The 22529-nt window shown below is 65.8% G+C and carries 22 protein-coding genes; 11 read left to right on the top strand and 11 right to left on the bottom strand.

Translation table 11 applies throughout. The features are described 5' to 3' along the window. Positions 1-163 precede the first annotated feature (163 nt). Positions 164-1009 carry a DMT family transporter gene (locus O6P39_RS12360; protein ID WP_275611611.1) on the top strand — a complete coding sequence of 282 codons (846 nt, stop codon included), beginning with the start codon at positions 164-166 and terminating at the stop codon, positions 1007-1009. Positions 1010-1020: 11 nt separating this feature from the next. Here the strand turns inward: O6P39_RS12360 and O6P39_RS12355 are convergent, their stop codons facing one another. The 3 genes from O6P39_RS12355 to O6P39_RS12345 are packed head-to-tail and all read right to left on the bottom strand — an operon-like array spanning position 1021 to position 2857. Further along, the gene (locus O6P39_RS12355) at positions 1021-1263 is read right to left on the bottom strand and encodes a DUF2790 domain-containing protein (protein WP_275611610.1); all 243 of its coding nucleotides are present in this window, start codon (positions 1261-1263) and stop codon (positions 1021-1023) included. Continuing rightward, positions 1260-1820: a cytochrome b/b6 domain-containing protein gene (locus O6P39_RS12350; RefSeq protein WP_275611609.1), complete on the bottom strand. Its 561-nt coding sequence runs from the start codon at positions 1818-1820 to the stop codon at positions 1260-1262. The genes O6P39_RS12355 and O6P39_RS12350 overlap by 4 nt, the downstream gene beginning before the upstream one ends. Next, positions 1820-2857 carry a catalase family peroxidase gene (locus O6P39_RS12345; protein ID WP_275611608.1) on the bottom strand — a complete coding sequence of 346 codons (1038 nt, stop codon included), beginning with the start codon at positions 2855-2857 and terminating at the stop codon, positions 1820-1822. The genes O6P39_RS12350 and O6P39_RS12345 overlap by 1 nt, the downstream gene beginning before the upstream one ends. A gap of 162 nt (positions 2858-3019) precedes the next feature. Between O6P39_RS12345 and O6P39_RS12340 the strand changes: the two genes are divergently transcribed. Next, positions 3020-3529, top strand: coding sequence for a sigma-70 family RNA polymerase sigma factor (locus tag O6P39_RS12340; RefSeq protein WP_275611607.1), 510 nt, complete (start codon positions 3020-3022; stop codon positions 3527-3529). Next, a complete protein-coding gene (locus tag O6P39_RS12335) occupies positions 3526-4272 on the top strand; it encodes an anti-sigma factor (protein ID WP_275611606.1) in 747 nt (248 codons plus the stop codon). The genes O6P39_RS12340 and O6P39_RS12335 overlap by 4 nt, the downstream gene beginning before the upstream one ends. A 299-nt stretch (positions 4273-4571) precedes the next feature. Here the strand turns inward: O6P39_RS12335 and O6P39_RS12330 are convergent, their stop codons facing one another. Together O6P39_RS12330 and O6P39_RS12325 are read right to left on the bottom strand one after the other, a co-directional pair. Continuing rightward, entirely contained in the window at positions 4572-5564 is a 993-nt protein-coding gene (locus O6P39_RS12330; RefSeq protein ID WP_275611605.1) for an asparaginase, read from the bottom strand. A gap of 103 nt (positions 5565-5667) precedes the next feature. Further along, entirely contained in the window at positions 5668-7110 is a 1443-nt protein-coding gene (locus tag O6P39_RS12325) for an alanine/glycine:cation symporter family protein (RefSeq protein WP_275611604.1), read from the bottom strand. A gap of 168 nt (positions 7111-7278) precedes the next feature. Between O6P39_RS12325 and O6P39_RS12320 the strand changes: the two genes are divergently transcribed. After that, positions 7279-8097 (top strand): helix-turn-helix transcriptional regulator, encoded by an 819-nt coding sequence (locus O6P39_RS12320; protein WP_275611603.1) that lies wholly within the window; start codon positions 7279-7281, stop codon positions 8095-8097. Between the two features lie 120 nt (positions 8098-8217). Here the strand turns inward: O6P39_RS12320 and O6P39_RS12315 are convergent, their stop codons facing one another. Beyond that, entirely contained in the window at positions 8218-9102 is an 885-nt protein-coding gene (locus O6P39_RS12315; protein WP_275611602.1) for a DMT family transporter, read from the bottom strand. Between the two features lie 482 nt (positions 9103-9584). On the opposite strand from O6P39_RS12315, the gene O6P39_RS12310 reads away from it, so the two are divergent. Continuing rightward, a complete protein-coding gene (locus O6P39_RS12310) occupies positions 9585-10835 on the top strand; it encodes an OprD family porin (RefSeq protein ID WP_275611601.1) in 1251 nt (416 codons plus the stop codon). 572 nt (positions 10836-11407) lie between these two features. On the opposite strand, the gene O6P39_RS12305 is transcribed toward O6P39_RS12310, so the two are convergent. Continuing rightward, on the bottom strand, positions 11408-12631 hold the full coding sequence (locus tag O6P39_RS12305) for a PilT/PilU family type 4a pilus ATPase (RefSeq protein ID WP_275611600.1): 1224 nt from the start codon (positions 12629-12631) through the stop codon (positions 11408-11410). Positions 12632-12817: 186 nt separating this feature from the next. Here O6P39_RS12305 and O6P39_RS12300 point away from each other — a divergent pair, with 186 nt between their 5' ends. The 5 genes from O6P39_RS12300 to O6P39_RS12280 all read left to right on the top strand — a co-directional run bounded on the left by O6P39_RS12300 (position 12818) and on the right by O6P39_RS12280 (position 17101). Next, a complete protein-coding gene (locus O6P39_RS12300) occupies positions 12818-13096 on the top strand; it encodes a peptidylprolyl isomerase (RefSeq protein WP_152223913.1) in 279 nt (92 codons plus the stop codon). 7 nt (positions 13097-13103) lie between these two features. After that, positions 13104-13469 (top strand): MmcQ/YjbR family DNA-binding protein, encoded by a 366-nt coding sequence (locus O6P39_RS12295; RefSeq protein ID WP_275611599.1) that lies wholly within the window; start codon positions 13104-13106, stop codon positions 13467-13469. Continuing rightward, positions 13466-14020 carry a putative glycolipid-binding domain-containing protein gene (locus O6P39_RS12290; protein WP_275611598.1) on the top strand — a complete coding sequence of 185 codons (555 nt, stop codon included), beginning with the start codon at positions 13466-13468 and terminating at the stop codon, positions 14018-14020. The genes O6P39_RS12295 and O6P39_RS12290 overlap by 4 nt, the downstream gene beginning before the upstream one ends. Before the next feature lie 341 nt (positions 14021-14361). Then, the gene (locus O6P39_RS12285; protein ID WP_275611597.1) at positions 14362-15543 is read left to right on the top strand and encodes an MFS transporter; all 1182 of its coding nucleotides are present in this window, start codon (positions 14362-14364) and stop codon (positions 15541-15543) included. Between the two features lie 265 nt (positions 15544-15808). After that, positions 15809-17101 (top strand): OprD family porin, encoded by a 1293-nt coding sequence (locus O6P39_RS12280; protein WP_275611596.1) that lies wholly within the window; start codon positions 15809-15811, stop codon positions 17099-17101. A 58-nt stretch (positions 17102-17159) separates the two neighbouring features. Here O6P39_RS12280 and O6P39_RS12275 read toward each other — a convergent pair whose 3' ends face one another. Next, positions 17160-17447 (bottom strand): hypothetical protein, encoded by a 288-nt coding sequence (locus O6P39_RS12275; RefSeq protein ID WP_275611595.1) that lies wholly within the window; start codon positions 17445-17447, stop codon positions 17160-17162. Positions 17448-17602: 155 nt separating this feature from the next. Beyond that, a complete protein-coding gene (locus O6P39_RS12270; protein ID WP_275611594.1) occupies positions 17603-18553 on the bottom strand; it encodes a phospholipase D family protein in 951 nt (316 codons plus the stop codon). 239 nt (positions 18554-18792) lie between these two features. Between O6P39_RS12270 and O6P39_RS12265 the strand changes: the two genes are divergently transcribed. Then, positions 18793-20382 carry an ABC-F family ATPase gene (locus O6P39_RS12265; protein WP_275611593.1) on the top strand — a complete coding sequence of 530 codons (1590 nt, stop codon included), beginning with the start codon at positions 18793-18795 and terminating at the stop codon, positions 20380-20382. Positions 20383-20609: 227 nt separating this feature from the next. Here the strand turns inward: O6P39_RS12265 and O6P39_RS12260 are convergent, their stop codons facing one another. Both O6P39_RS12260 and O6P39_RS12255 read right to left on the bottom strand, forming a co-directional pair. After that, positions 20610-21623, bottom strand: coding sequence for a dienelactone hydrolase family protein (locus tag O6P39_RS12260; RefSeq protein WP_275611592.1), 1014 nt, complete (start codon positions 21621-21623; stop codon positions 20610-20612). A gap of 207 nt (positions 21624-21830) precedes the next feature. Next, complete coding sequence (locus O6P39_RS12255) at positions 21831-22439, bottom strand: FMN-dependent NADH-azoreductase (protein WP_275611591.1); 609 nt, start codon at positions 22437-22439, stop codon at positions 21831-21833. Between the last annotated feature and the right edge of the window lie 90 nt (positions 22440-22529).

Raw genomic sequence — 22529 nt, 5'->3', positions numbered from 1 at the left:
CCGGAAATCCTTCCAACGGCCGTGGCGCATACGACCTTCTTCCACGTCCCCTCACCTGCTGTTTCATGGCACTCTGCACGGCACCGAAGAACAACAATCGGGGCCGCTGCACCTTGCAGACGTCCCCGGCGCACGCGACGCGACCCCGCGAGCCAGGACGCCCATGCCTCAACCCCGCTATCTGCTTCTGACGCTGCTCGCCATGCTGGCCTTCGCCGGCAATTCCCTGCTCTGCCGCCTCGCCCTGCGCGAGACGAGCATCGATGCCGCCAGTTTCACCGGCCTGCGCCTGGTGTCCGGGGCAATCACCCTCGCTATCCTGCTGCGCTTGCGCGACGGCGGATGGCGCGCGGGTGGCGACTGGCGCAGTGCGTGCGCGCTGTTCCTCTACGCCGCCGCCTTTTCCCTGGCCTATGTGCAGATGAGCGCGGCCAGCGGTGCCCTGCTGCTGTTCGGCGCGGTGCAGGTGGGGATGCTGGTGGCGGGCTATCTGAACGGCGAGCGACTGCGCGGCTGGCAGTTGCCGGGGCTGGTTCTGGCGCTGGGTGGGATCGTCGTGCTGCTGTTGCCGGGAGCCAGCGCGCCGCCGGTGGGCAGCGCGGCGCTGATGATCCTCGCCGGTCTGGCCTGGGCGCTGTACAGCCTGCGCGGACGGCGTGGCGGCGATCCGCTGGCGGCCACCACCGGCAACTTCCTGCGCAGCGTGCCGATGGCCGCCGCGATGTGCCTGGTGCTGTCGATGAAGCTCAATGTCGACCTGCACGGGGCGATCTACGCGGTGCTCTCCGGCGCGCTGGCCTCGGGCGTCGGCTACGCCATCTGGTACAGCGCGCTGACCGGCCTGGGCGCGCTCCAGGCCGCGTCAGTACAGCTCAGCGTGCCGGTGTTCACCGCGCTCGGCGGCGCGCTGCTGCTGGGTGAGCACCTGACCCTGCGCCTAGGCCTGTCGACCCTGGCGGTGCTGGGCGGCATCGCGCTGATCCTGGCCGGCAAGCGCAAGGCCGCCTGAGCGGCGCCGGCTCATTTCTCGTTGCCGCAGAACAGCCCCCACGCCGGGTAGCGCAGGCGGTGCAATTGCCCGGCGCTGTCCTCGTAGACCATCTCCACTTCACGGATGCCGCAGAAGTCCAGGTCCGCCGGCTGCACCACGCGCTTGATGTCGAGCGCCTGGCCGTAGCGGTAGTCCTGCGCGGGCGGCGCGTCCTGTGCGGCGAAGGCCGCGCCGGTGAAGGCGAGGCAACCCAGTGCGATCAGCGCCTTCATGGCCGCTCTCCGCTCGTGTCGGGAGGCATGGGTGCGCCGGTCATGCTGGGCAGGACTTCATCGCGACGGATCAGCCCATGGAACAGCGCGGCGGCGAGGTGCAGGAGGATGGTGGCGAGCAAGGCGTAGGCGATGACGCTATGGGCACCGCGCAGGACGGTGTGGAGCTCTACCGATGGCGAAACCAGCGCAGGCAGTTCGAACCCGCCCCAGAGCACCACCGGGTAGCCGCCGGCGGATTGCATGGTCCAACCCACCAGCGGCTGGGCGAGCAGCAGGCCGTAGAGCAGCAGGTGCGAGAGGTGCGCGGCGCCGCGCTGCCAGCCGGGCATGTCGTTGGGCAGCGGCGGGACGCGTTGAGTCAGGCGCACGGCGATGCGCAGCAGGACGAGGACCAACAGCGCGGCGCCTAGCGGTTTGTGAATGGCCACCAGCGCGGCGTGGCGCGGGGAGACGCTGGCGACCATGCCCAGGCCGATGAGCAGCATGGCCAGCACCAGGGGCGCCATGAGCCAGTGAAGGACGCGCAGGGAGAGCGGGAAGTAGGTCGGTTTCATCAGTGGGTCTCCTGGGCCTGCTCACGGGTGCGGCGGTTGAAGGATTCCGAGTAGGCGGCCGAGCGTGCGCTGAGCAGCGGGTCGTCGGAGGCGCGGATACCGTCGGGGAGGATCAGCGGGTCGTAGTTGACGTCGCGGCAGTCACCGCCGATTTCCGCTTGCAGACGTTCGATCACCAGTTCCCCGGCATCCACCTGGCGACGCTCCCTGGGCCAGGCCTGGGTGGCGTCGGCAGTGCTGTCACCGGGTTCGCCCAGGGTGAATTGCAGGCGCCAGCGCAGCGGGCCACTGGCGAGGCGCTGGGCGACTTCATCGGCGAGGAAGTTGGCGTCGCCGCGCTTGTCCGCCGCCAGCGGCTCGTAGGGTGCGACGGGCTGCACGGACCAGCGCACCGGCTGTTCGCGCCCTTCCCGGTCCACCAGGTAGAAGGCATTGAGACCGAAGTAGGCGCTGTTGGCGTAGCTGGAGGACGGCGTGGAGGACTTCGCCCAGTCGCGGAAGGCCTGGGTCTCCGGGTGTGCCTTGAAGAAGGCGCCGGCCTTTTCCGGGTCGGGTTTGCCGGTGCCGGGCTGCGGGGCGGTCGCCTTCTGCAGGTCGTAGAAGCTGGCGACATCGCGGACGACGAAGACCGGCATGGCGTTCATCCCGGTGCGCCACTCCTGGCCGTCCTTGGGCAGAAAGCGCAGGGCCAGGCTGCGGATCGGCGCGGCGCCGTCGCTGGCCGCCGGGTTGCCGCCGGGAATCGCCAGGCGGCCCACGACAGGTACACTGCCCGGCGCAAAGATACTGGCCCGCGACAGCGCAGCGGCACCGCCGTTGCTCTCGAAGTGGCCGATCACGCACAGGCCCTTGGCGTGATTGCGCCGGTAGCCGGGATGGACACCGCCGTTGGCTTCCAGGGTATCGATGACTTTGGCCGGGGTGAGGCGCTGCGGGTCGAGCCAGCCGGCCGTGTAGGCGAAGACGGCGGCCACGCCGAGCACCACGGCGCCGATGACGGCCAGGCGCAGGGGTGCGTTGGGGGGAGTCTCTGTCATTTCCAGCTCCTCAGGCTTAGGCTGAATGCATTGAGCGGGTACGACGCACCGTGTGCCGGGTTATTCCCGAGGGCTGCGAAAGATTTATTTTTTCGTACCGCGGGAATAGATCGCCGGGGCATTCGTCCTTACCGCTCGAACCCACCACTGCCTGACGTTGCGATGCACTCACTGGACGACCATTCACTGCGCGAACTGCTGCCCCGGCTGCGGCGCTTCGCCCTGTCGCTGACGCGCAGCGCGAGCAGCGCCGACGACCTGGTCCAGGCGACCCTGGAGAAGGCGCTGTCGGCCTGGACCGGCCGGCGCGAGGACGGCGACCTGCGCGCCTGGCTGTTCTCGATCCTCTACCGCCACTTCATCGACGGGCAGCGCCGCGCCCGGCGCTACGCACGCATCCTCAGCCTGTTCGGCGCGGACAGCGCGGTAAGCGCCTCGCCCGAGGAGATCGTCAGCGCCCGTTCGACCCTGGAAGCCTTCGAGCGCCTGCCTGCCGAGCAGCGAGCGCTGCTGGCGCTGGTCAGCGTCGAGGGGCTGAGCTACCGCGAGGCGGCCGAGGCACTGGATATTCCCCTGGGCACCGTCATGTCCCGCCTGTCGCGCGCCCGCCAGGCGCTGCGCGCACTGAGCGAAGGACAGGCGGCGACTCCCTCTTTGCGGGTACTGAAATGAACGAACGCATTCCCGACGAGCACGACCTGCACGCCTATATCGACGACCAGCTCGACCCGGCCCGCCGCCAGTGGGTGGAAGCCTGGCTCGCGGCCCACCCGGAGGACGCGCGGCGCGTGGAAGGCTGGCGGCAGGATGCGCAGCAATTGCGCGCCGCCTTCGCCGGCCAGGGGCGAGGACCAATGCCCGAGCAGCTCGAACCGACGCGGATTCGCCGTGAGCTCCGGCAGCGGCGGCGCTCACGGCTGGCCACTGCGGCGGCGCTGCTGGTGGCGCTGGGCGTGGGTGGAATGGGCGGCTGGCAGATGCGCGGCGATAGCCTGGCGCGCAGCACGGTGCCGATGCAGGACGCGGTGCAGGCTTACCGGCTGTTCGCCGATGCCAGCCAGAATGGTCTGGACCTGCGCGATGGCGGCGACCTGCGCACCTGGCTGGCCCGCTACCTGAAGGACGCCCCGCCGCCACCGGCGCTGGACCGCGTCGGCCTGAAGACCGTCGGCGCGCGCCTGCTCGCCACCGAACAGGGCGCGGCGGCGCTGGTCATCTACGAGGACGGCCAGGGCCGCCGCCTGACCTTCTTCATCCGCCCACCGGGCCCGCGCCACGAGATGCTGCCCCAGGGGCAACGCACCGATGGCGACCTGCTGACGCGCTACTGGAGCCAGGGCGGGTACAACTACGCGGTGGTGAGCCGCAGCGACGATCCGCAGGCAGGGGTCGTGGGGGAAATGGTGGGGTTCTAGCGGGTGGTAGCGTAGGAGCAACTGTCTTGTCCCGGCTGAATCTGTGCCGGGGCTTTCCCCCTCACCCCAGCCCTCTCCCTCAGGGAGAGGGAGCCAGATCGTGCCGGCTGACAGAGTGGTTTCATCCTGCTCCGGACGGTCCCCTCTCCCCTTGGGAGAGGGTTAGGGTGAGGGCCAACCCGACGCAGATGCATCTCGTAAGCGAACTCACCGGAGGAAAGATGCAGCCGTGCTATGCGGTTCGCGAGCAAGCTCGCTCCTACAGGTACGCACGCCCCTGAGCGACGCGCGTTAACGGATCAGCCGTCGACCCGCTCACCACACAGGTCGAGGGCGAACAGGCGTTCCACCTCGGACGATGCAAGACCGCTGCCGATCAGGCTGAACAGCTTGCCCAGCGCAGCTTCGCGGGTCAGGCCGCCGCCGGAGACCAATCCCGCATCACGCAGGCGGCTACCGGCAGCGTAGATGTCGAACGCCACATGCCCTTGCGGGCACTGACTGATCGCCGCCAGCACCACGCCGCGCGCATGGGCTTCGCGCAGGACTGCCAGCAGCTCCTCGTTGTCGGACGGGCCAGTGCCACTGCCATAGCACTCCAGCAGCAGCGCCTGCACACCACTGCCCAGCAGCGCGCGCAGGTGTTCGGCACGCAGGCCGGGGAACAGCGGCAACACCGCGAGGTTCACGCTTTGGCGCGCCTGGCGGTAATCCAGTGCGGCAGGAATCGATTCGGCGCGCTCGCCATGACGTTCACGCGGCAGGACCGCAAAAGCGTCGAAGGCCTCGCTGCGCAGCTTGGTGACGCGGGCGCCATGCATCAGTTGGCCGTTGAAATACAGCCAGACGCCGGGCTGAACGCCGGCTTCCAGGGCCGTCAAACTGCCCAGCAGGTTGGCCGGCGCATCGCTGCCCGGCACGCCCATGGGCTGCATGGAGCCGGTCAGCACCACCGGGACGTCCAGGCCCAGCAGCAGGAAGGACAGCGCGGCGGCGCTGTAGGCCAGGGTGTCGGTGCCGTGCAGCACCAGCACGCCGTCGTGGCCGCCCTGCTCCACCGCCGCGACGATGGCGTCGCGCATGGCCAGCCAGTTGGCCTGGGTCATGTTGGCACTGTCGAGCAGCGGCTGGAGCTCGGCGAAGGACCAGTCGAGGCGAATCTCGCCGTGGCCTTGCAGTTGTTCGCGCATGCGCGCTTCGAAGCCGCCAGCCGGGGCCAGGCCTTCGGCAGTCTGCAGCATGCCGATGGTGCCGCCGGTATAGAGGACGAAGAGGTTCTTCACGCGACGCATGCCAGTGCTCTTGTAGGAAAGTTCAGAGGATAAACCGCGAGGCCGGGAGAAGTCCCGGCCTCGCGTGTCAGACCTTGGTCCGAGGAGCAGGGTCGGACGGCTATCAGCCCTGAGCCGGCAGGCTGCCGTGGGCCGGAGCAGTGCTGTTGATCTTGTGGGCGTCGCGCCAGGCATCGTGGTCGATGTCCAGGTCGGCGAACTTGGCCGCGTCGAACACCGGGCGCTCGATGCCGGCGGCGCGCTGTTCGTCGTAGTCGCGCATCACGCGCAGACCGACCTTGATCAGCATCGCCAGGGCCACCAGGTTGACGAAGGCCAGGCAGGTCATGGTGATGTCGGCGAAGGCGAACACGGTGCCCAGGTTCTGCATCGAGCCCCAGAGGATCAGACCCAGTACCAGGACGCGGAAGGCGATCAGCGCGGTGCGGCTGCGGCCGACGATGAACTGCAGGGCGTTCTCGCCGAGGTAGTAGTTGTAGGTGATGCAGGTGAACACGAACAGCGACAGCGCGACGCTGACGAAGATGCGGCCCCAGTCACCAACCACGGCAGCCAGCGAGTTCTGGGTCAGGGTGATGCCGTCGCCTTCGAAGCCGGGGGTGTAGAAGCCCGAGAGCAGGATCAGCAGCGCGGTGCAGGTGCAGATGACGAAGGTGTCGAGGAATACGCTGAACGCCTGGACCACACCCTGGGACGCCGGGTGACGCACGGCGGCGACGGCGGCCACGTTCGGCGCACTGCCCAGGCCCGCTTCGTTGGCGAACACGCCACGCTTCACGCCCATGACGATGGCGCTGCCCAGCAGGCCCGCGAAGGCCGGCTCAAGGCCGAAGGCGCTCTTGACGATGGTGGTCAGCATGCCCGGCACCAGTTCGATCTGGGTGACGATCACGTACAGGGTCACGGCGATGTAGGCCAGGGTCTTGACCGGCACCAGCAGGTCGGAGACCGCTGCGATGCGCTGGATGCCGCCGAAGAACACGATGGCCAGCAGCACCGCCAGGCCGATGCCCGAGTACAGGACCGGGATGTCGAAGGCGTTCTGCAGCGAGTGGGTCACGGTGAAGGCTTGCAGGCCGTTGAAGGCGAAGCCGTAGGTGACCAGCAGCAGGACCGCGAAGGTCATGGCCATCCAGCGCAGCTTCAGGCCGTGCTGGATGTAGTAGGCCGGGCCGCCACGGTACAGGCCATCGCCGTCGCTGCGTTTGTAGACCTGGGCCAGGGTGCACTCGAAGAAGCTGCTGGACATGCCTACCAGCGCGGTGACCCACATCCAGAACACGGCGCCCGGACCACCGAGGGTCACGGCGATGCCGACACCGGCGATGTTACCGGCGCCCACGCGACCGGCGAGGGACAGCATCAGGGCCTGGAAGGAGCTCAGTTGGCCAGCCTGGCCGCGGATCGATTCCTTGAACACACCGAACATGTGGCCGAAATGGCGGAACTGGACGAAACGGGAGCGAATGGTGAAATACGCGCCGAGTCCGACGATGAGGACGATGAGGACTTTCCCGGAGAGGAAATCGTTGATCGCGTCGAGCATGTGCTGGGGCCTCGATTGTTATTGTGGGAGCACGGGCCTGGGGCTGGCCCGCTCACTGGGGGCGCATGGTTGCGCTCGAAGCTTGCTGAAACAATTTCGCGGCTTGTTCCGAGTTGATGCGACCTGACGCTATAATTGCGCCAGTCGCATCATCTGGACCTGGCACAAATGTCCGAAAACCTCGGCCCAAACCTCAAGCTGCTGTGCGCTCACTACCGCTCTATCTCGGAGGTTTGCCGCAAACTCGCGATAAACCGCGCGCAGTTCAACAAGTACCTCGGCGGGCAGAGCCAACCCACGGCATACAACCTGAAGCGCATCGGGGATTTCTTCGGCGTCGAGGACTACGAACTGCAATTGCCGCCGGAACAGTTCGCCCGCCTGATCGGCGCGCGCGGCACGTCCCAAGCCAGTGTCCAGCGCGACGATCCGCTGATGGAGATGCTGCGCCCGCTGCGCGAGCACGCAGGCAACCTGTCACGCTACTGCGGCTACTACTTCGAATATTCGAACTGCATGTCGGTGCCCGGCTCGATCCTGCTGTCGCTGGTGCACCTGTACGAGGAGGACGGCAACTTCCTCTTCGAGCGCCAGGAGCGCCAGGAACGCTCCAGCAGCACCGACGTACAGGCCGAGGACTGGGTGCGCTGTCGCTACCTGGGCGCGGCGTTCCAGCTGCAGGACCGGGTGTTCCTGCTGGACTACGAGTCGCTGACGGTCAACGAGATGAGCCAGACCATCCTCATCCCCAGCTTCAAGAGCCGCATTACCCGCCTGAACGGCCTGAAGACCGGCGTCTCCAGCGGCGACCGCCGCACCCCGGCGTGCACCCGCGTGGTGTGGGAATACCTGGGGCCGGAGATCAACCGGATCGCCGCCTACCGCCAGGTGAAGCTGTACCAGCCGGATGATCCGCGCATCGACGACGACGTGCGCCAGCGGTTGTCGGTGGGGCCCATCCGGCATGGCCTTTTCGAGATCGAGTAGCTCTGGCTCTTCGTAGGAGCGAGCTTGCTCGCGAATGGATTAACCGGCGATTCGAAACTGGGCGGAGTTCGCGAGCAAGGACTGGGCGTCCCCCTCGCTCCTACAGGGACTGTGCCCGCCCTACCCCTTGCGGCTCTGCAACCAGGCCGCCGCCAGCCCGCTGCCGCAGATCACCGCGATGCCCAGCAGCGCCGAAGGCTCCGGCGTGTGGCCGAAGATCACGAAGCCCAGCAGCCCGGCGAAGACGATCTGGCAGTAACTGAACGGCGCCAGCAGCGCCGGCGCGGCGTGCTTGAAGGCCTGGGTCAGGAACAGGTGCGCCGTCATCCCGCAGGTGCCCAGGGCCAGCATCATCAGGCCATGGACCAGCCCCGGCCATTGCCAGAAGAACGGCACCAGCGCGCTGACGATCAGGGTGTTGCACAGCCCGGCGAAGAAGTTGCTGGTGGTCGGGCTGTCCACCTGGCTGAGCTTGCGCGTCAGCAACTGGTAGAAGCTGAAGCACAGCGCCGAGCCGAATGGCAGCAGCACCGCCGGCGTGAACAGGTCGCCACCGGGGTGGACGATGATCAGCACGCCGACGAAGCCGACGATCACCGCCGCCCACTGCCCCACGCTGACCCGCTCGCCCAGCAGCGGCACCGACAGTGCCGTCACCAGCAGTGGCGCGAGGAAGTTCACCGAGGTCGCCTCGGCCAATGGGATGTACTGCAGGCCGGTGGTGAACAGGAAACTGGTGCCCAGCAGGCACAGTGCGCGAGCCGCCTGGAGGAACGGATGGCGGGTGCGCAGCACGGCGAAGCCGGCGCGCGGCAGGAAGATGCCCGCCATCAGCAGCGTGTGCACCACATAGCGCGCCCAGACCACCATGACGATGGGGTAGATGCTCGCCAGGTACTTCGACAGCGCGTCGTGGCTGGAGAACAGGAAGGTTGCCAGGACGATGAGCAGGATGCCCTTGAATGGCTGGTGGACACCGGACAACGGCGATTGGCTGGTACTCATCGGGTCATGGAATTCAATGGGCGGAAACGGCTGCGCGAGCGGCAGTACAGCCTACCAAGTTGCGTCGGGGAAAGAACCCGCTCCACGGCCGTACACGGACCTCGCGGGTCCGCTGCTACACCGGTGCACGGCATCCTACGCGGAATCCTGCCGGCAGAATGTTCTATTTGGTTAATTAGCGTTCGAACAGCGAACGGTTACGCCCGGGACGAATTGCGGCGAGTCGTCGGGCGGAACCACTATGGCTCCAGCCGCCACCTCGATGCGGCGCCAACAACTATAAGAAAGGTCCGTTCACATGCTCACGCTCTCCCTGGCACGCCGTCGCGCGTGCAACGCCCTCAGCGCCCCACCCTCCGCTTCCGTCGCGCCTGGCTGATCGCCTGATCCACGCCCGTTGATCGTTTCACCGCCCATCCGCCGAACTGTGCGGAGGCCCCCGTTCGCCCGCGAACAACGACAAGAATGCCGAGGGAACACCCATGATCCGCCGCTTGCCCCATCTCACCGTCGCCGCCTGCCTGCTGCCCGCCCTGCCGGGCCTGGCCAGCGCCGATGACGCAGGCTTCCTCGAAGACGCCAAGGCCAGCCTGCTGCTGCGCAACTTCTACATGAACCGCAATTTCGTCGGCGACACCCGTCAGGGCAAGGCCGAGGAATGGACGCAGAACTTCATTCTCGACGCCCGCTCCGGCTACACCCAGGGCACTGTCGGCCTGGGGCTGGATGTGCTCGGCCTGTACAGCGTCAAGCTTGACGGCGGCAAGGGCACCGCCGGTACCCAGCTGCTGCCGGTGCACGACGACGGCCGCCCCGCCGACGACTTCGGGCGCCTGGCAGTGGCCGGCAAGGCCAAGGTGTCGAAGACCGAACTCAAGGCCGGCGAGTGGATGGTGGTGCTGCCGATCCTGCGCTCCGACGATGGTCGCTCGCTGCCGCAGACCTTCCAGGGCGCCCAGGTGACGTCGAAGGAAATCGACGGCCTGAGCCTCTACGGCGGCCAGTTCCGCCAGAACAGCCCGCGCAATGATGCGAGCATGGAAGACATGTCGCTGTTCAGCCGCCCCGCCTTCACCTCCGACCGCTTCAACTTTGTCGGCGGCGAGTACCGCTTCAACGGCGAGCGCACCCTGGTCGGGCTGTGGAATGCCGAACTGAAGGACATCTACCAGCAGCAGTACCTGCAACTGCAGCACAGCCAGCCGCTGGGTGACTGGGTGCTCGGTGCGAATATCGGCTACTTCTGGGGCGAGGAGGACGGCAGTGCCCGCGCTGGCGACCTGGACAACCGTACCTTCTCCGGGCTGTTCTCGGCGAAATACGGCGCCAGCACCTTCTATGTCGGATTGCAGAAGGTCATGGGCGAGGACGAGTGGTTCCGCGTCAACGGCACCAGCGGCGGCACCCTGGCCAACGACAGCTTCAACTCCAGCTACGACAACGCCAGGGAGCGCTCCTGGCAGCTGCGCCACGACTACGACTTCGCCGCCTTCGGCATCCCCGGCCTGACGCTGATGAACCGCTACATCAAGGGCAACGACGTGCACAACAGCAGCACTGACGACGGCCATGAATGGGGCCGCGAGAGCGAGCTGGCGTACACGGTGCAGAGTGGCACCTTCAAGACCCTGAACGTGAAGTGGCGCAACTCGACCATGCGTCGCGACTGGGGCAGGACCAACAGCTTCGACGAGAACCGGCTGATCATCAGTTATCCGTTGTCGTTGCTGTGATCGCCCTGATCGCGGACGGAGTCCGCTCCTACGAAGAGCAACACCACGCCGCCCGGCGACTGTAGGAGCAACTGTCTTCCACCGGGTTAATCCCTGCCTGCGCTTCCCCCTCACCCCAGCCCTCTCCCTCAGGGAGAGGGAGCCGTCCGTGCCGGCTGACACTACGGTTTCATCCTGCACCGAACAGTCCCTCTCCCGCTTGCGGGAGAGGGTTAGGGTGAGGGCCCTTGATCTTGTAGGAGCGGACCTTCTCCGCGAAGGATCAGCTTCGCTCAAGAGCATCGCGGAGAAGCTCCGCTCCTACGAGGTCCTGAGCGGGAGCGTAGGGCGTATAACGTTCGACGTTATACGCCGTTTGACCTTGGTTTCCGGTTGCACGGACTGCGACCGGCTGGCGCTTCGAATTCGGCCAACACGCCAGCCGATGATCCAGGTGTACCGGCGTACAACCGCGAACGATTGTACGCCCTACGAATGCGCAGACAGTTGTTCCTACGAAAGCACTCCGTGCAAACCCATTACCCATGAAAAAGCCCCGGCATGCCGGGGCTTCTTTTCAAGCGGAACTCGGTTTATTGCCCAGCCGGCTTGCCTTCCGCGTCTTCGGCCTCGATCTCTTCCAGCGCCAGTTCCAGCCCCCAACTGGAGGAGTCCGCTGCCGGTGCAGGCGCTGCGGCGGGTGCCGGCGCGGGGCTGGCGGCAGTGGCTGCGGCGGAGTTGGTCACCATGGCCGGGTTGTCCTTGTACAGCTTGAGCTTCAGGCGCAGGTTGTTCGCCGAATCGGCGTTCTTCACCGCTTCTTCTTCGCTGATCGCCCCCTCCACCGCCAGGTCGAACAGCGCCTGGTCGAAGGTCTGCATGCCCAGGGCGCGGGACTTGTCCATGATTTCCTTGATCGAGCTGAAGTCGCCGCGCTTGATCAGGTCGCTGATGGTGGCGGTGCCCAGCAGCACTTCCACCGCTGCGCGACGCTTGCCGTCCTGGGTGCGCACCAGGCGCTGGGAAACGAAGGCCTTGAGGTTGTTGCCCAGGTCGTTGAGCAACTGCGGCCGGCGCTCCTCGGGGAAGAAGTTGATGATGCGGTCCAGCGCCTGGTTGGCGTTGTTCGCGTGCAGGGTGGAGATCGCCAGGTGCCCGGTGTCGGCGAAGGCCAGGGCGTGTTCCATGGTCTCGCGGTCGCGGATCTCGCCGATCAGGATCACGTCCGGCGCCTGGCGCAGGGTGTTCTTCAGCGCGGCATGGAAGCTGCGGGTGTCCACGCCCACCTCACGCTGGTTGATGATCGACTTGCGGTGCCGGTGCACGTACTCGATGGGGTCTTCGATGGTGATGATGTGGCCGCCGCTGTTGCGGTTGCGGTGGTCGATCAGCGCCGCCAGGGAGGTGGACTTGCCCGAGCCGGTGCCGCCGACGAAGAGCACCAGGCCGCGCTTCTCCATCACCACCTTGAGCAGCACTTCCGGCAGCTTCAGGTCCTCGAACAGCGGGATGTCCAGCTTGATGTTGCGCGCCACGATGGACACTTCGTTGCGCTGCTTGAACAGGTTGATGCGGAAGCGGCCGACACCCTGCACCGAAATGGCCAGGTTCATCTCCAGTTCCCGTTCGAACTCGGCGCGCTGTTCCTCGTCCATCAGGCCGTAGCCGATGCGCGCCACGTCGCCCGCCTTGAGCGGCTCGTTGGACAGCGGCTTGAGCACGCCGTTGAACTTGGCGCAGGGTGGCGCGCCGGTGGACAGGTAGAGGTCGGAACCATCCTGGGTGGCCAGGATCTTCAGCATCGACTGGATATCCATAAGAACTGCATCCGTTCGCAAGGAGGGGGGCGGACACCGCCGATTCAGCGGCGTCCTACATGTCGGAATTTTCCGTCGACTCTAGGCAGCGGCCAAGTAAGGCACAATGCCACCCACCAGAAAATGCGACGTACGTCACCGCTCCCGTACAATGCCCATTCCGCCTGACTTTCCGAGGTAATACCGATGCCCGTCGCCATGGCCCGCCATATCCTGGTCAAGACCGCTGCCGAAGCCGAGCAGATCAAGCAGCGCCTGGCCCGCGGCGAGGATTTCGCCGCCCTGGCGCGCAAGCATTCCACCTGTGCCTCCGGCAAGCGCGGCGGCGACCTGGGGGAAGTCCGACCGGGGCAGATGGTGCGCAGCATCGACCAGGTGATCTTCAAGAAGCCCGTCGGCGTGGTACACGGCCCGGTAAAGAGCCAGTTCGGCTACCATCTGGTCGAAGTCTATTTCCGCGACTGAGCCCGGTATGACCCCACAACAGATCGCCCGTTTCTGCCTGCAACTGCCCGGCGCCCGCGAGGACATCAAGTGGGGCAGCAACCGCGTGTTCTCGGTGGCCGGCAACAAGATGTTCGCCATCCTCGACTTTCTCGACGAAGGCGCCGGCGGCCTGGCCTTCAAGGTCGGCCCGGAGCTGTTCCTGGGCTATGTGGATCGCCCCGGCATCCGTCCGGCGCCCTATCTGGCGCGGGCCTTCTGGGTCGCCATGCAACGCCCCTACCCCATGGGTGAAGCGGAACTGCGCGAGGCGCTGACCCGCTCGCACCAGTTGGTGGTAGCCCGCCTGCCCAAGCGCCAGAGACTGGGCCTGCTGCTGGACGAAACCCCATGAAGAGCCTGAGCTGGGAAGGCATCTGGCAGGCCCCGACAGCCAGCTGGGAGTCGCTGCAACTGGGCGATGGCTGCGCGCAAGGCCAGCTGCGCGCCATCGACGAAAACGGCGGCCCGTCCTATCAGCTGGACTACGAACTGAACTGGGACGAGCACTGGCGCCTGCGCGAAGCGCGCTTCAGCGTCGAGGGCGGCCGGGGCGCGCGCCACCTGCACCTGCTGACCGATGGCGAAGGTCATTGGCGCACCGGCGGGGGCGAGACGCTGGGCGAGCTGGACGGCTGCCTGGATATCGACATCTGGCCGACGCCCTTCACCAACACCTTCCCGATCCGCCGCCTGAAGCTTGCCGACGGCCAGCGCGTGGAGTTGGCCGTGGTCTACCTGGAAGCCCCAGCGCTGAAGCCAGTGCGCATGCGCCAGGGCTACACACGGGTAGATGCGCGGCACTACCGCTACGAAAACCTCGAAGGCACGAATTTCCAGGCGCTGCTGACGGTCGACGATGACGGGCTGGTGCTCGACTATCCCACGCTGTTCCGGCGGATCTGAATTCAATCGGCGTACGCCCAAGGTCGAGCCCGACGTAGGGCGTACAACCGTTCGCGGTTGTACGCCGACTCACCCAAGCCATCGCCCACGCCTTCGTCCAACCCTGGCAACACTCCTACAAGAGCATCTACGACGGGTTCGCACGAGACATCCGGCGCATTCCCTGTAGGACCGAGGGGGACGCCCAGTCCTTGCTCGCGAACAATGCCCCACCACGGAGCCAGATTCGCGAGCAAGCTCGCTCCTACAAAAGCCCCAAGGTAGTTCGTTAGCTTGCTTTCCTACACGCTGGGGCGGGTCCATCATGTCCTACCCACCCGCCGCTCCGATCAAGCCTGCGCATGCCCACCCAATCCCCCTCCAGCGCCGCAACCACCCTGCAGGTGGTTTCCGTCGTCCTCTTCACCTTCCTCGCCTACCTGACCATCGGCATTCCGCTAGCGGTGCTGCCGGGCTACGTGCACACGGACCTGGGCTTCGGCTCGGTGCTGGCGGGCCTGGTGATCAGCATCCAGTACCTGGCCACCCTCCTCACCCGGCCCTACGCCGGGCGGGTGATCGACACCCTCGGCCCCAAGCGCGCGGTGCTCTATGGCATGGCCGGATGCGCCGGCAGCGGCGCGCTGATGCTTGCCTCCTGGGCGACCCAGGGCGTACCGTGGCTCAGCCTGGCGACACTGATGGTGGCGCGGCTGGTGCTGGGCACCTCGGAAAGCCTGGTGGGCAGTGCCTCCATCAGCTGGGGCATCGACCGGGTCGGCGCGCCGAACACCGCCAAGGTGATCTCCTGGAACGGCATCGCCAGCTATGGCGCGCTTGCCATCGGCGCGCCGCTCGGGGTGCTGATGGTCCAGCACCTGGGCCTGGCCAGCATGGGCGTGAGCATCATCCTGCTGGCGGCGCTGGGTTTTGTGCTGGCCTGGCCGAAGCGGCCAGCAGCGCTGGTGCACGGTGAGCGGATGCCCTTCCACCATGTGCTGGGCCGGGTTTTTCCCCACGGCATGGGGCTGGCACTGGGCGGCATCGGCTTTGGCACCATCGCCACCTTCATCACCCTGTACTACGGCAGCCGTGGCTGGAGCGACGCGGTGTACTGCCTGACGGCCTTTGGCGTCTGCTTCATCGGCGCGCGCCTGCTGTTCGCCCAGGCGATCAACCGCCACGGCGGCTTCCGCGTCGCCATCGCCTGTCTGTCGGTGGAAAGCCTCGGGCTGATGCTGCTGTGGCTGGCGCCCTCGCCCTGGCTGGCGTTGGCGGGCGCGGCGCTGAGCGGCTTCGGCTTCTCCCTGGTGTTCCCGGCCCTGGGCGTGGAAGCCGTCGGCCTGGTGCCCGCCTCCAACCGTGGCGCCGCGCTGGGCGCCTACTCGCTGTTCATCGATGTGTCGCTGGGCATTACCGGCCCGCTGGTGGGCGCCATCGCGGGCGCCTTCGGCTTCGGCTCGATCTTCCTCTTCGCCGCACTGGCGGCGATCAGCGGGCTGGCGCTCAGCCTGGTGCTGTACCAGCGCTCCTTCGGCGACTGATCGAACGCCAGGGTACGTAAGCCGGTACTCAGGCACAGCGGGAAGAGCGCCCCACTCCACTGATCAGCCACATTGTCAACTGTGTGAGCATCGAGTCCGAAAAGTTTCGATCCTCTGCTATCATCGCGCCGCTGCGGCCCACCAGAGGCCGACTACAACCAAAAGAACTAGCCAGCACAGGACGCCACTTCCCTGATGACACACATCGGGGCGGGACGCCTTTTTCGTCTTGTCGGCGCTGCACCATTAGCACAAGGAAAACAACATGCTGCAACACCGCATCAGCCTGCTCGCGCTGGGCATTCTCGCGTCCAGCGCGGCCCTGGCCGAAGACCAGTCCACCGCCAAGGGCTTCATCGAAGACAGCCACATGGACCTGTTCTTCCGCAATGCCTACATGAACCGCGACAAGTGGCACGAAACCCCCGGTGGCAAGGCCCACGACAAGGCCGAGTGGGGCCAGGCCGCCACCGCCACCTTTACCTCCGGCTTCACCCAGGGCACTGTCGGTTTCGGCGTTGACGCGTTCGGCATGTACGCCGTACGCCTGGACGGCGGCCAGGGCAAGAGCGGTGCCGCGGGCATCGACTTCTTCAAGCAAGGTGACAGCGGCGAAGCTGCCAGCGACCTGGCTCGCGCCGGTGGCGCAGTGAAGGCGCGCTTCTCCAATACCGTGATCAAGTACGGTGACCAGATGCCGTCCCTGCCGGTCCTGAGCTACGACAACTCCCGCCTGCTGCCGGAAAGCTTCACCGGTACCCTGATCACCTCCAAGGAGATCGAAGGTCTGGAGCTGAACGTCGGCCGCTTCACCTCGGAAACCCGCAAGAGCGCCGAAGGTCGCGACAGCGGCGGCCTGAAGCGCATCGACGTGTTCGGCGGCAGCTACAAGTTCACCGACAACTTCAGCGGCTCGCTGTACGGCTACGAGAGCGAAGACGTCGCTCGCAAGCAGTACATGAACCTGAACTACGTCATCCCGCTGGCCGACAAGCAGTCCCTGACCCTGGACTTCAACGGCTACCGTACCCACGTGAACGAAGACTTCGCCGCTGACAACGGCATCGACGGCACCAAGAACACCATCTGGAGTCTGTCGGCCGCGTACAACATCGGCGTACACACCTTCATGGTCGCGCACCAGCGCAACAACGGCGACTCCGGCTACCAGTACGGCTGGTACCAGAACGAAGGCGGCCTGGGCGACGGCGGCACCACCATCTGGCTGGCCAACTCCTACTGGTCGGACTTCAACGGCGAGGACGAGCGTTCCTGGCAAGGCAGCTACAGCCTGGACTTCTCCGAGTACGGCGTTCCGGGCCTGAGCTACACCGTGGCCTACGTCTACGGCGACAACATCAAGACCGACTACACCAGCAACGGCAAAGAGCGCGAAATCTTCAACCAGCTCAAGTACGTCGTACCGAGCGGCCCGGCCAAGGACCTGTCGGTCAAACTGCGCGGCTCCTGGGTTCGCGTTTCCAACGACGCCTGGCAGTACAACACCGACGGCAACGAAGTCCGCGTATTCGTCGAGTACCCGGTCAACATCTTCTGATGTACTGATCGACGCCTGACGTAAAACGCCCCGTGGCAGCGATGCCACGGGGCGTTTTTCATTCCAGGCCGCGGCGAACGCGCGAGCGCGAAGGGCTCAGCGGCGGCAGCGACATGCGCAGGATATGCAGGCACAGCAGCAGGATCAGCGCGCCGGCCACGCAGGAGCCCAGGCGCAGGCCCATCTCCAGCGTTTCGTTGAGGGAATTGAGCAGCAGCATCGCGCTGCCGCCCAGCATGCAGGCCAGCAGGAGGATCGACAGGATGTGGACCTTCAGGGTCACCAGACGCCAATGCCAGCGCATGCGCCGACGCGGGGGAACTTCATCGAAGCGAGGGGTGGGCATGCTCCATTGCCTCCTGTCAGTTTTCCGTCGAAGTCGACCGACACCATCAGTCGGCGCCGACATACTGGCATAAGGCTAGCTAGCCCGGGCGAAAAAGCCAGGCGCACACCGCAAACCCGAGGCCTGCGGCGGCGCCGGCCGATGAACGGAAGGACTCAGCGCACCACGCTGTTGATGTCGTGGCGGTTGAGCGAGGTGCGCATTTCCTCGTACCACTCCGGAATCGCTTCCTTCAGGCGCTCCTTGGCGTCTTCCAGCTTGAACGGCTGGGTGTAGCGCTTCTTGCGGTACGAATAGATGTAGTAAGTGCCGTTGCGATACAGGATACGGTCGAAGGTGTAGAAGCCGATGTTGGTGCCGTTGCAGCGCGCGGTCAGCACCATGTCGCCCTCTTCGTAGGGCAGCACACCCTCGGCGCATTCATAGGTGAAGAACTCGCGCACATCGTCCCAGTCCACGCCATCACTGCTGGCCCGCAGGAACGCCTCGGCCTTTTCCTCGGAATCATCGGAATGATCGCTGTACCAGATGAACAGCGGGATGCTCTGGTTGGTCTCGTCACCCAGCCAGCTCTCGCCGTCCAGGTACTGCGCGCCACGCGCCAGGCTCGCCTGCATGCGGCGATGGGTCTGGCGGTACTCTTCCAGCGCTTCGTCGAAGGCCGGGCTGTCTTCGCCCAGCATTACGCCTTCGCTACCCTTGATCGCCGCCGCACGGGCCAGGTAGTCGGCGTACAGCGCGGCGTCCTGGATGACAGTGCAGGTGTCGCGGGTCAGGCCCAGGCCGATCTCGGTGAAGTTGGCGCTGCCCAGGATCACCACGTCCGGCTCCACCAGGATCAGCTTCCAGTGCACGCTGTTCTGCGCGCGGAAGTCCACGTGCAGGGTCACGTTGGCGCCGCTGTCGCGCACGCAGAAGTCGATGAAGTCCGGCGAGGTGAAGGCATTGATGGTGCCGACCAGCAGATCGACCTTGTTGCCGTTCTCCACCAGGGTCTCGACCAGCGCCTCGGTCTCACTGGCAGAGGCCGAGACAATGGTGATCAGTTTGTCGCTGACCTGCTCCAGGTACTGCTTGAGCGAGTTTTGCGCGTTAAGGATTTTCATACAGCCCCCACCGGAATTCTGAACACCCGAATTCTGAGGCAGGACAATGGCGGGTTTCAACTGCCTCGTTTCTCCCCTGCCCCCGCAGAATGGGCGCTTCAGGCGTACGGCATGCAAGGAGCCGCCCCTCTGTGGCATAATAGGCGGCTTTGCCAGGCGCGCCTCGACCTGCTCGACCGCAGCGCCCTTCCCGCACGCCCGCGCCCGGCGCGCACCATGTCCAGCCAAGGGTTACCCAGTTGATTTCCACTGCGAACATCACCATGCAGTTCGGCGCCAAGCCGCTGTTCGAAAACGTTTCCGTCAAATTCGGCAACGGCAACCGCTACGGCCTGATCGGCGCCAACGGTTGCGGCAAGTCGACCTTCATGAAGATCCTCGGCGGCGAGCTGGAGCCCTCCAGCGGCCAGGTGATGCTGGAAAACGGCGTGCGCCTGGGCAAGCTGCGCCAGGACCAGTTCGCCTATGAAGAATTCAGCGTGATCGACACCGTGATCATGGGTCACGAGGAGCTGTGGCAGGTCAAGGCCGAGCGCGATCGCATCTACTCCCTGCCGGAGATGAGCGAGGAAGACGGCATGGCCGTGGCCGAACTGGAAGTCCAGTTCGCCGAGTTCGACGGCTACACCGCCGAATCCCGTGCCGGCGAGCTGCTGCTGGGCCTGGGCATTCCGCTGGAACAGCACTTCGGCCCGATGAGCGCCGTGGCTCCGGGCTGGAAGCTGCGCGTGCTGCTGGCTCAGGCTCTGTTCTCCGATCCGGACCTGCTGCTCCTCGACGAACCGACCAACCACCTGGACATCAACACCATCCGCTGGCTGGAAAACATCATCACGGCGCGTAACAGCACCATGATCATCATTTCCCACGACCGTCACTTCCTGAACAGCGTCTGCACCCACATGGCGGACCTGGACTATGGCGAACTGCGCCTGTTCCCGGGAAACTACGACGAGTACATGACCGCTGCCGAACAGGCCCGCGAGCGTCTGCTGTCGGACAACGCCAAGAAGAAGGCCCAGATCGCCGAGCTGCAGACCTTCGTCAGCCGCTTCTCGGCCAACGCCTCCAAGGCCAAGCAGGCCACCAGCCGCGCGCGCCAGATCGACAAGATCCAGCTGGAAGAGGTCAAGCCATCCAGTCGCGTCAGCCCGTTCATCCGCTTCGAGCAGTACAAGAAGCTGCACCGCCAGGCGGTGACCCTGGAGAAAGTCAGCCAGGGCTTCGACGGCGTGGCGCTGTTCAAGAACCTGAGCATGCAGGTGGAAGCCGGCGAGCGCATCGCGATCATCGGCCCGAACGGCATCGGCAAGACCACCCTGCTGCGCACCCTGGTCGGCGAAATGGCGCCCACCGCCGGTGAGGTGAAGTGGACCGACAGTGCCGACGTGGGCTACTTCGCCCAGGACCACGCCGAGGACTTCGAGGACGACTACAACCTGTTCGACTGGATGGCCCAGTGGACCCAGGGCGGCGAGCAGCTGGTGCGCGGCACCCTCGGCCGCATGCTGTTCTCCAACGACGACATCAAGAAGTCGGTGAAGGTCATCTCCGGTGGCGAACAGGGCCGCATGCTGTTCGGCAAGCTGATCCTGAAGAAGCCCAACGTGCTGGTGATGGACGAACCGACCAACCACCTGGACATGGAATCCATCGAGGCGCTCAACCTGGCGCTGGAAAACTACCCGGGCACCCTGATCTTCGTCAGCCATGACCGCGAGTTCGTGTCCTCCCTGGCCACCCGCATCATCGAGCTGTCGGAAAACGGCGTGACCGACTTCAGCGGCACCTACGACGACTACCTGCGCAGCCAGGGCGTGATCGTCTGACGTTTCGCCATCGATGAAAAAGCCCCGCCGATGCGGGGCTTTTTTCTGCGCGCCGTTCGTAGGGCGTACAACCGTTCGCGGTTGTACGCCGACACACTCATGTCCTCGCCGGCGCGGTGGTCAGGATTGGCCGATTAGCCAGACCGGCCCCGAACGGGCTACGGCCAAGGTCAATCGGCGTATAACGCGGAGCGTTATACGCCCTACGCTGCCGGACAGAATCGTTCTCACCGCCCCGAAGTCTGCATCGTCGCGCTGCCCAGACTGACGTCGAAGAACTCCGCCGCCGACGCCGCGAGGTCGCGGTGGATGGCCTTGCGGTCCAGCCCCTGGTTGTCGGTGCACAGGTCCGGCGTTGCCTCCAGTTCCTCCTCGGAACAGGGCGACATGAACACGAAGTGCCCCGCCCCATCGAGCACCCGCAGGTCCGGCTGCTGCGGCAGCTTGCGCGCCAGGGCGCCGGCGTTCTTCTTCCAGTCGAGGATATGATCCTGGTTGCCGGTGTAGAGCAGCACCGGCACCTGTACGTCCTCCAGCTCGCGGGCGCCGTACATCAGGCTCAGCGGCGCCAGCAGCAGCAAGGCGCCGACGCGGGGGTCGGCCATCGGCGCCAGGTCGCTGCGGTCGGCGCGCAGCTTGCCCTTGTCGCTGCAGGCGTCGGCGTCATTCGGGTATTTCTCGCAGTACTTGATCAAGCGGTCCAGGCGCGGTTGCGCGCCCGCGAGGATCAGCGCCGTCTCGCCGCCAGCGGAGTAGCCGATCACGCCGATCTTGCGCGGATCGACGACGCCCGCCACCTCGGGATCGAGCAGCGCGGCGCTGATGGTTTCCGAGACCTGCAAGGGTCGGCCATAGAGATTGCTCAAGGCGCCCAGACGGCTGTGGTCATGCAGGTTGTCGCCAGGGTGCAACAGCGCCACCACGACGAAGCCTTTGCGCACCAGCGCCTCGATCAGGTCACGGTGCGCCAGCGGCGTGCCGTAGTTGCCGTGGGACATCACCAGCAGCGGGAAGTGGCCGTTGGCGGTCTTGCCCTCGTAGGCGACATCGAGGATGAAGTTTCCCAGGTGCAGCGGCCGCTCCGGGGCGCGCGTCGGGTAGAAGGCAATGGCCTTCATCGGCGCCAGGTCCAGCGGGTCGCTCACCTGCAGACGGTGAAAGCCCACGTTCCAGCCCGAGACCGCCCAGGCCCCGCTACTGAAGGTAACGAGCAACAGAATCCACAACAGACGCCTCGCCATGGTGCAGTCCACCCCGATGCGCATCCAGCTCAGGCGCCACGGAGCTCCACCGCACAGGTTGCGGGGCTTCGGACGCCGCCTGGGAGATTCCTTGCATACTACGCGCCAGCCCGGAACTGCCTGGATCGCCAGATGAGTGGTCTCTCTCTCAAACGCCGGAAATGAAAAAGCCCCGCTATGCGGGGCTTTTCCTGGTGCGTCAACCGATCAGGCGGCGGCGAACTGGCTGGCGATGCTTGCCTGGGCGCCGGCGATGGCGTTGCGGCGAGGCTCGTCACCGTAGGCCAGGCCTTCGGCGCGCACCACTTCGATGTCGGTGATGCCGAGGAAATTCAGCACCAGCTGCAGGTAGTTCTCGTGGGCGACACCGGTCGGCTGGCCGGCGTGGATGCCACCGGCGGTGGAAACGATGATCACCTTCTTGCCACCGGCCAGGCCGACAGGGCCGCTTTCGGTGTAGCGGAAGGTCTTGCCGGCGACGGCGATGCGGTCGATCCACGCCTTCAGCTGGCTGGGCACGGAGAAGTTGTACATCGGCGCGCCGATGACGATGGCGTCGGCTGCCAGGAACTCTTCGATGCTGGTTTCGCCCAGGGCGGCTTCATGCTTCTGCGCGGCGTCGCGCATTTCAGCCGGGGTGCCGGCGGCGACCAGGCTGGCGGCAGACAGGTGGCTGATGGCGTCGGCGGCCAGGTCGCGGTAGGTGACTTCAACGCCCGGCTCGGCGGCAACCCAGGCGGCTACGAGTTCGGCACTGAGCTGACGGGAAGCGGAGTTGTCGCCAAGGATGCTGGAATCGATGTGCAGAAGTTTCATGTGTGAGCTCTCCAAACGGGTTAGCCAGGTGGCTGGCGGGAGTAATTCGTCGTTGGAAGCAAGACTACGCATGTAGCCAATCATCGATAA

This window comes from Pseudomonas sp. PSE14, assembly GCF_029203285.1.
GTDB lineage: Bacteria > Pseudomonadota > Gammaproteobacteria > Pseudomonadales > Pseudomonadaceae > Pseudomonas.
Note: the sequence above shows the minus strand (reverse complement) of the source record. Positions and strands in the feature narration are given on the sequence as shown.

Coding starts and splice junctions, on each gene's coding strand:
- O6P39_RS12310 (WP_275611601.1), top strand. CDS start 9,585: ATGATCCGCCGCTTGCCCCATCTCACCGTCGCCGCCTGCCTGCTGCCC.
- O6P39_RS12350 (WP_275611609.1), bottom strand. CDS start 1,820: ATGAAACCGACCTACTTCCCGCTCTCCCTGCGCGTCCTTCACTGGCTC.
- O6P39_RS12330 (WP_275611605.1), bottom strand. CDS start 5,564: ATGCGTCGCGTGAAGAACCTCTTCGTCCTCTATACCGGCGGCACCATC.
- O6P39_RS12285 (WP_275611597.1), top strand. CDS start 14,362: ATGCCCACCCAATCCCCCTCCAGCGCCGCAACCACCCTGCAGGTGGTT.
- O6P39_RS12290 (WP_275611598.1), top strand. CDS start 13,466: ATGAAGAGCCTGAGCTGGGAAGGCATCTGGCAGGCCCCGACAGCCAGC.
- O6P39_RS12355 (WP_275611610.1), bottom strand. CDS start 1,263: ATGAAGGCGCTGATCGCACTGGGTTGCCTCGCCTTCACCGGCGCGGCC.
- O6P39_RS12360 (WP_275611611.1), top strand. CDS start 164: ATGCCTCAACCCCGCTATCTGCTTCTGACGCTGCTCGCCATGCTGGCC.
- O6P39_RS12325 (WP_275611604.1), bottom strand. CDS start 7,110: ATGCTCGACGCGATCAACGATTTCCTCTCCGGGAAAGTCCTCATCGTC.
- O6P39_RS12275 (WP_275611595.1), bottom strand. CDS start 17,447: ATGCCCACCCCTCGCTTCGATGAAGTTCCCCCGCGTCGGCGCATGCGC.
- O6P39_RS12345 (WP_275611608.1), bottom strand. CDS start 2,857: ATGACAGAGACTCCCCCCAACGCACCCCTGCGCCTGGCCGTCATCGGC.
- O6P39_RS12315 (WP_275611602.1), bottom strand. CDS start 9,102: ATGAGTACCAGCCAATCGCCGTTGTCCGGTGTCCACCAGCCATTCAAG.
- O6P39_RS12270 (WP_275611594.1), bottom strand. CDS start 18,553: ATGAAAATCCTTAACGCGCAAAACTCGCTCAAGCAGTACCTGGAGCAG.
- O6P39_RS12335 (WP_275611606.1), top strand. CDS start 3,526: ATGAACGAACGCATTCCCGACGAGCACGACCTGCACGCCTATATCGAC.
- O6P39_RS12260 (WP_275611592.1), bottom strand. CDS start 21,623: ATGGCGAGGCGTCTGTTGTGGATTCTGTTGCTCGTTACCTTCAGTAGC.
- O6P39_RS12340 (WP_275611607.1), top strand. CDS start 3,020: ATGCACTCACTGGACGACCATTCACTGCGCGAACTGCTGCCCCGGCTG.
- O6P39_RS12255 (WP_275611591.1), bottom strand. CDS start 22,439: ATGAAACTTCTGCACATCGATTCCAGCATCCTTGGCGACAACTCCGCT.
- O6P39_RS12300 (WP_152223913.1), top strand. CDS start 12,818: ATGCCCGTCGCCATGGCCCGCCATATCCTGGTCAAGACCGCTGCCGAA.
- O6P39_RS12295 (WP_275611599.1), top strand. CDS start 13,104: ATGACCCCACAACAGATCGCCCGTTTCTGCCTGCAACTGCCCGGCGCC.
- O6P39_RS12305 (WP_275611600.1), bottom strand. CDS start 12,631: ATGGATATCCAGTCGATGCTGAAGATCCTGGCCACCCAGGATGGTTCC.
- O6P39_RS12280 (WP_275611596.1), top strand. CDS start 15,809: ATGCTGCAACACCGCATCAGCCTGCTCGCGCTGGGCATTCTCGCGTCC.
- O6P39_RS12320 (WP_275611603.1), top strand. CDS start 7,279: ATGTCCGAAAACCTCGGCCCAAACCTCAAGCTGCTGTGCGCTCACTAC.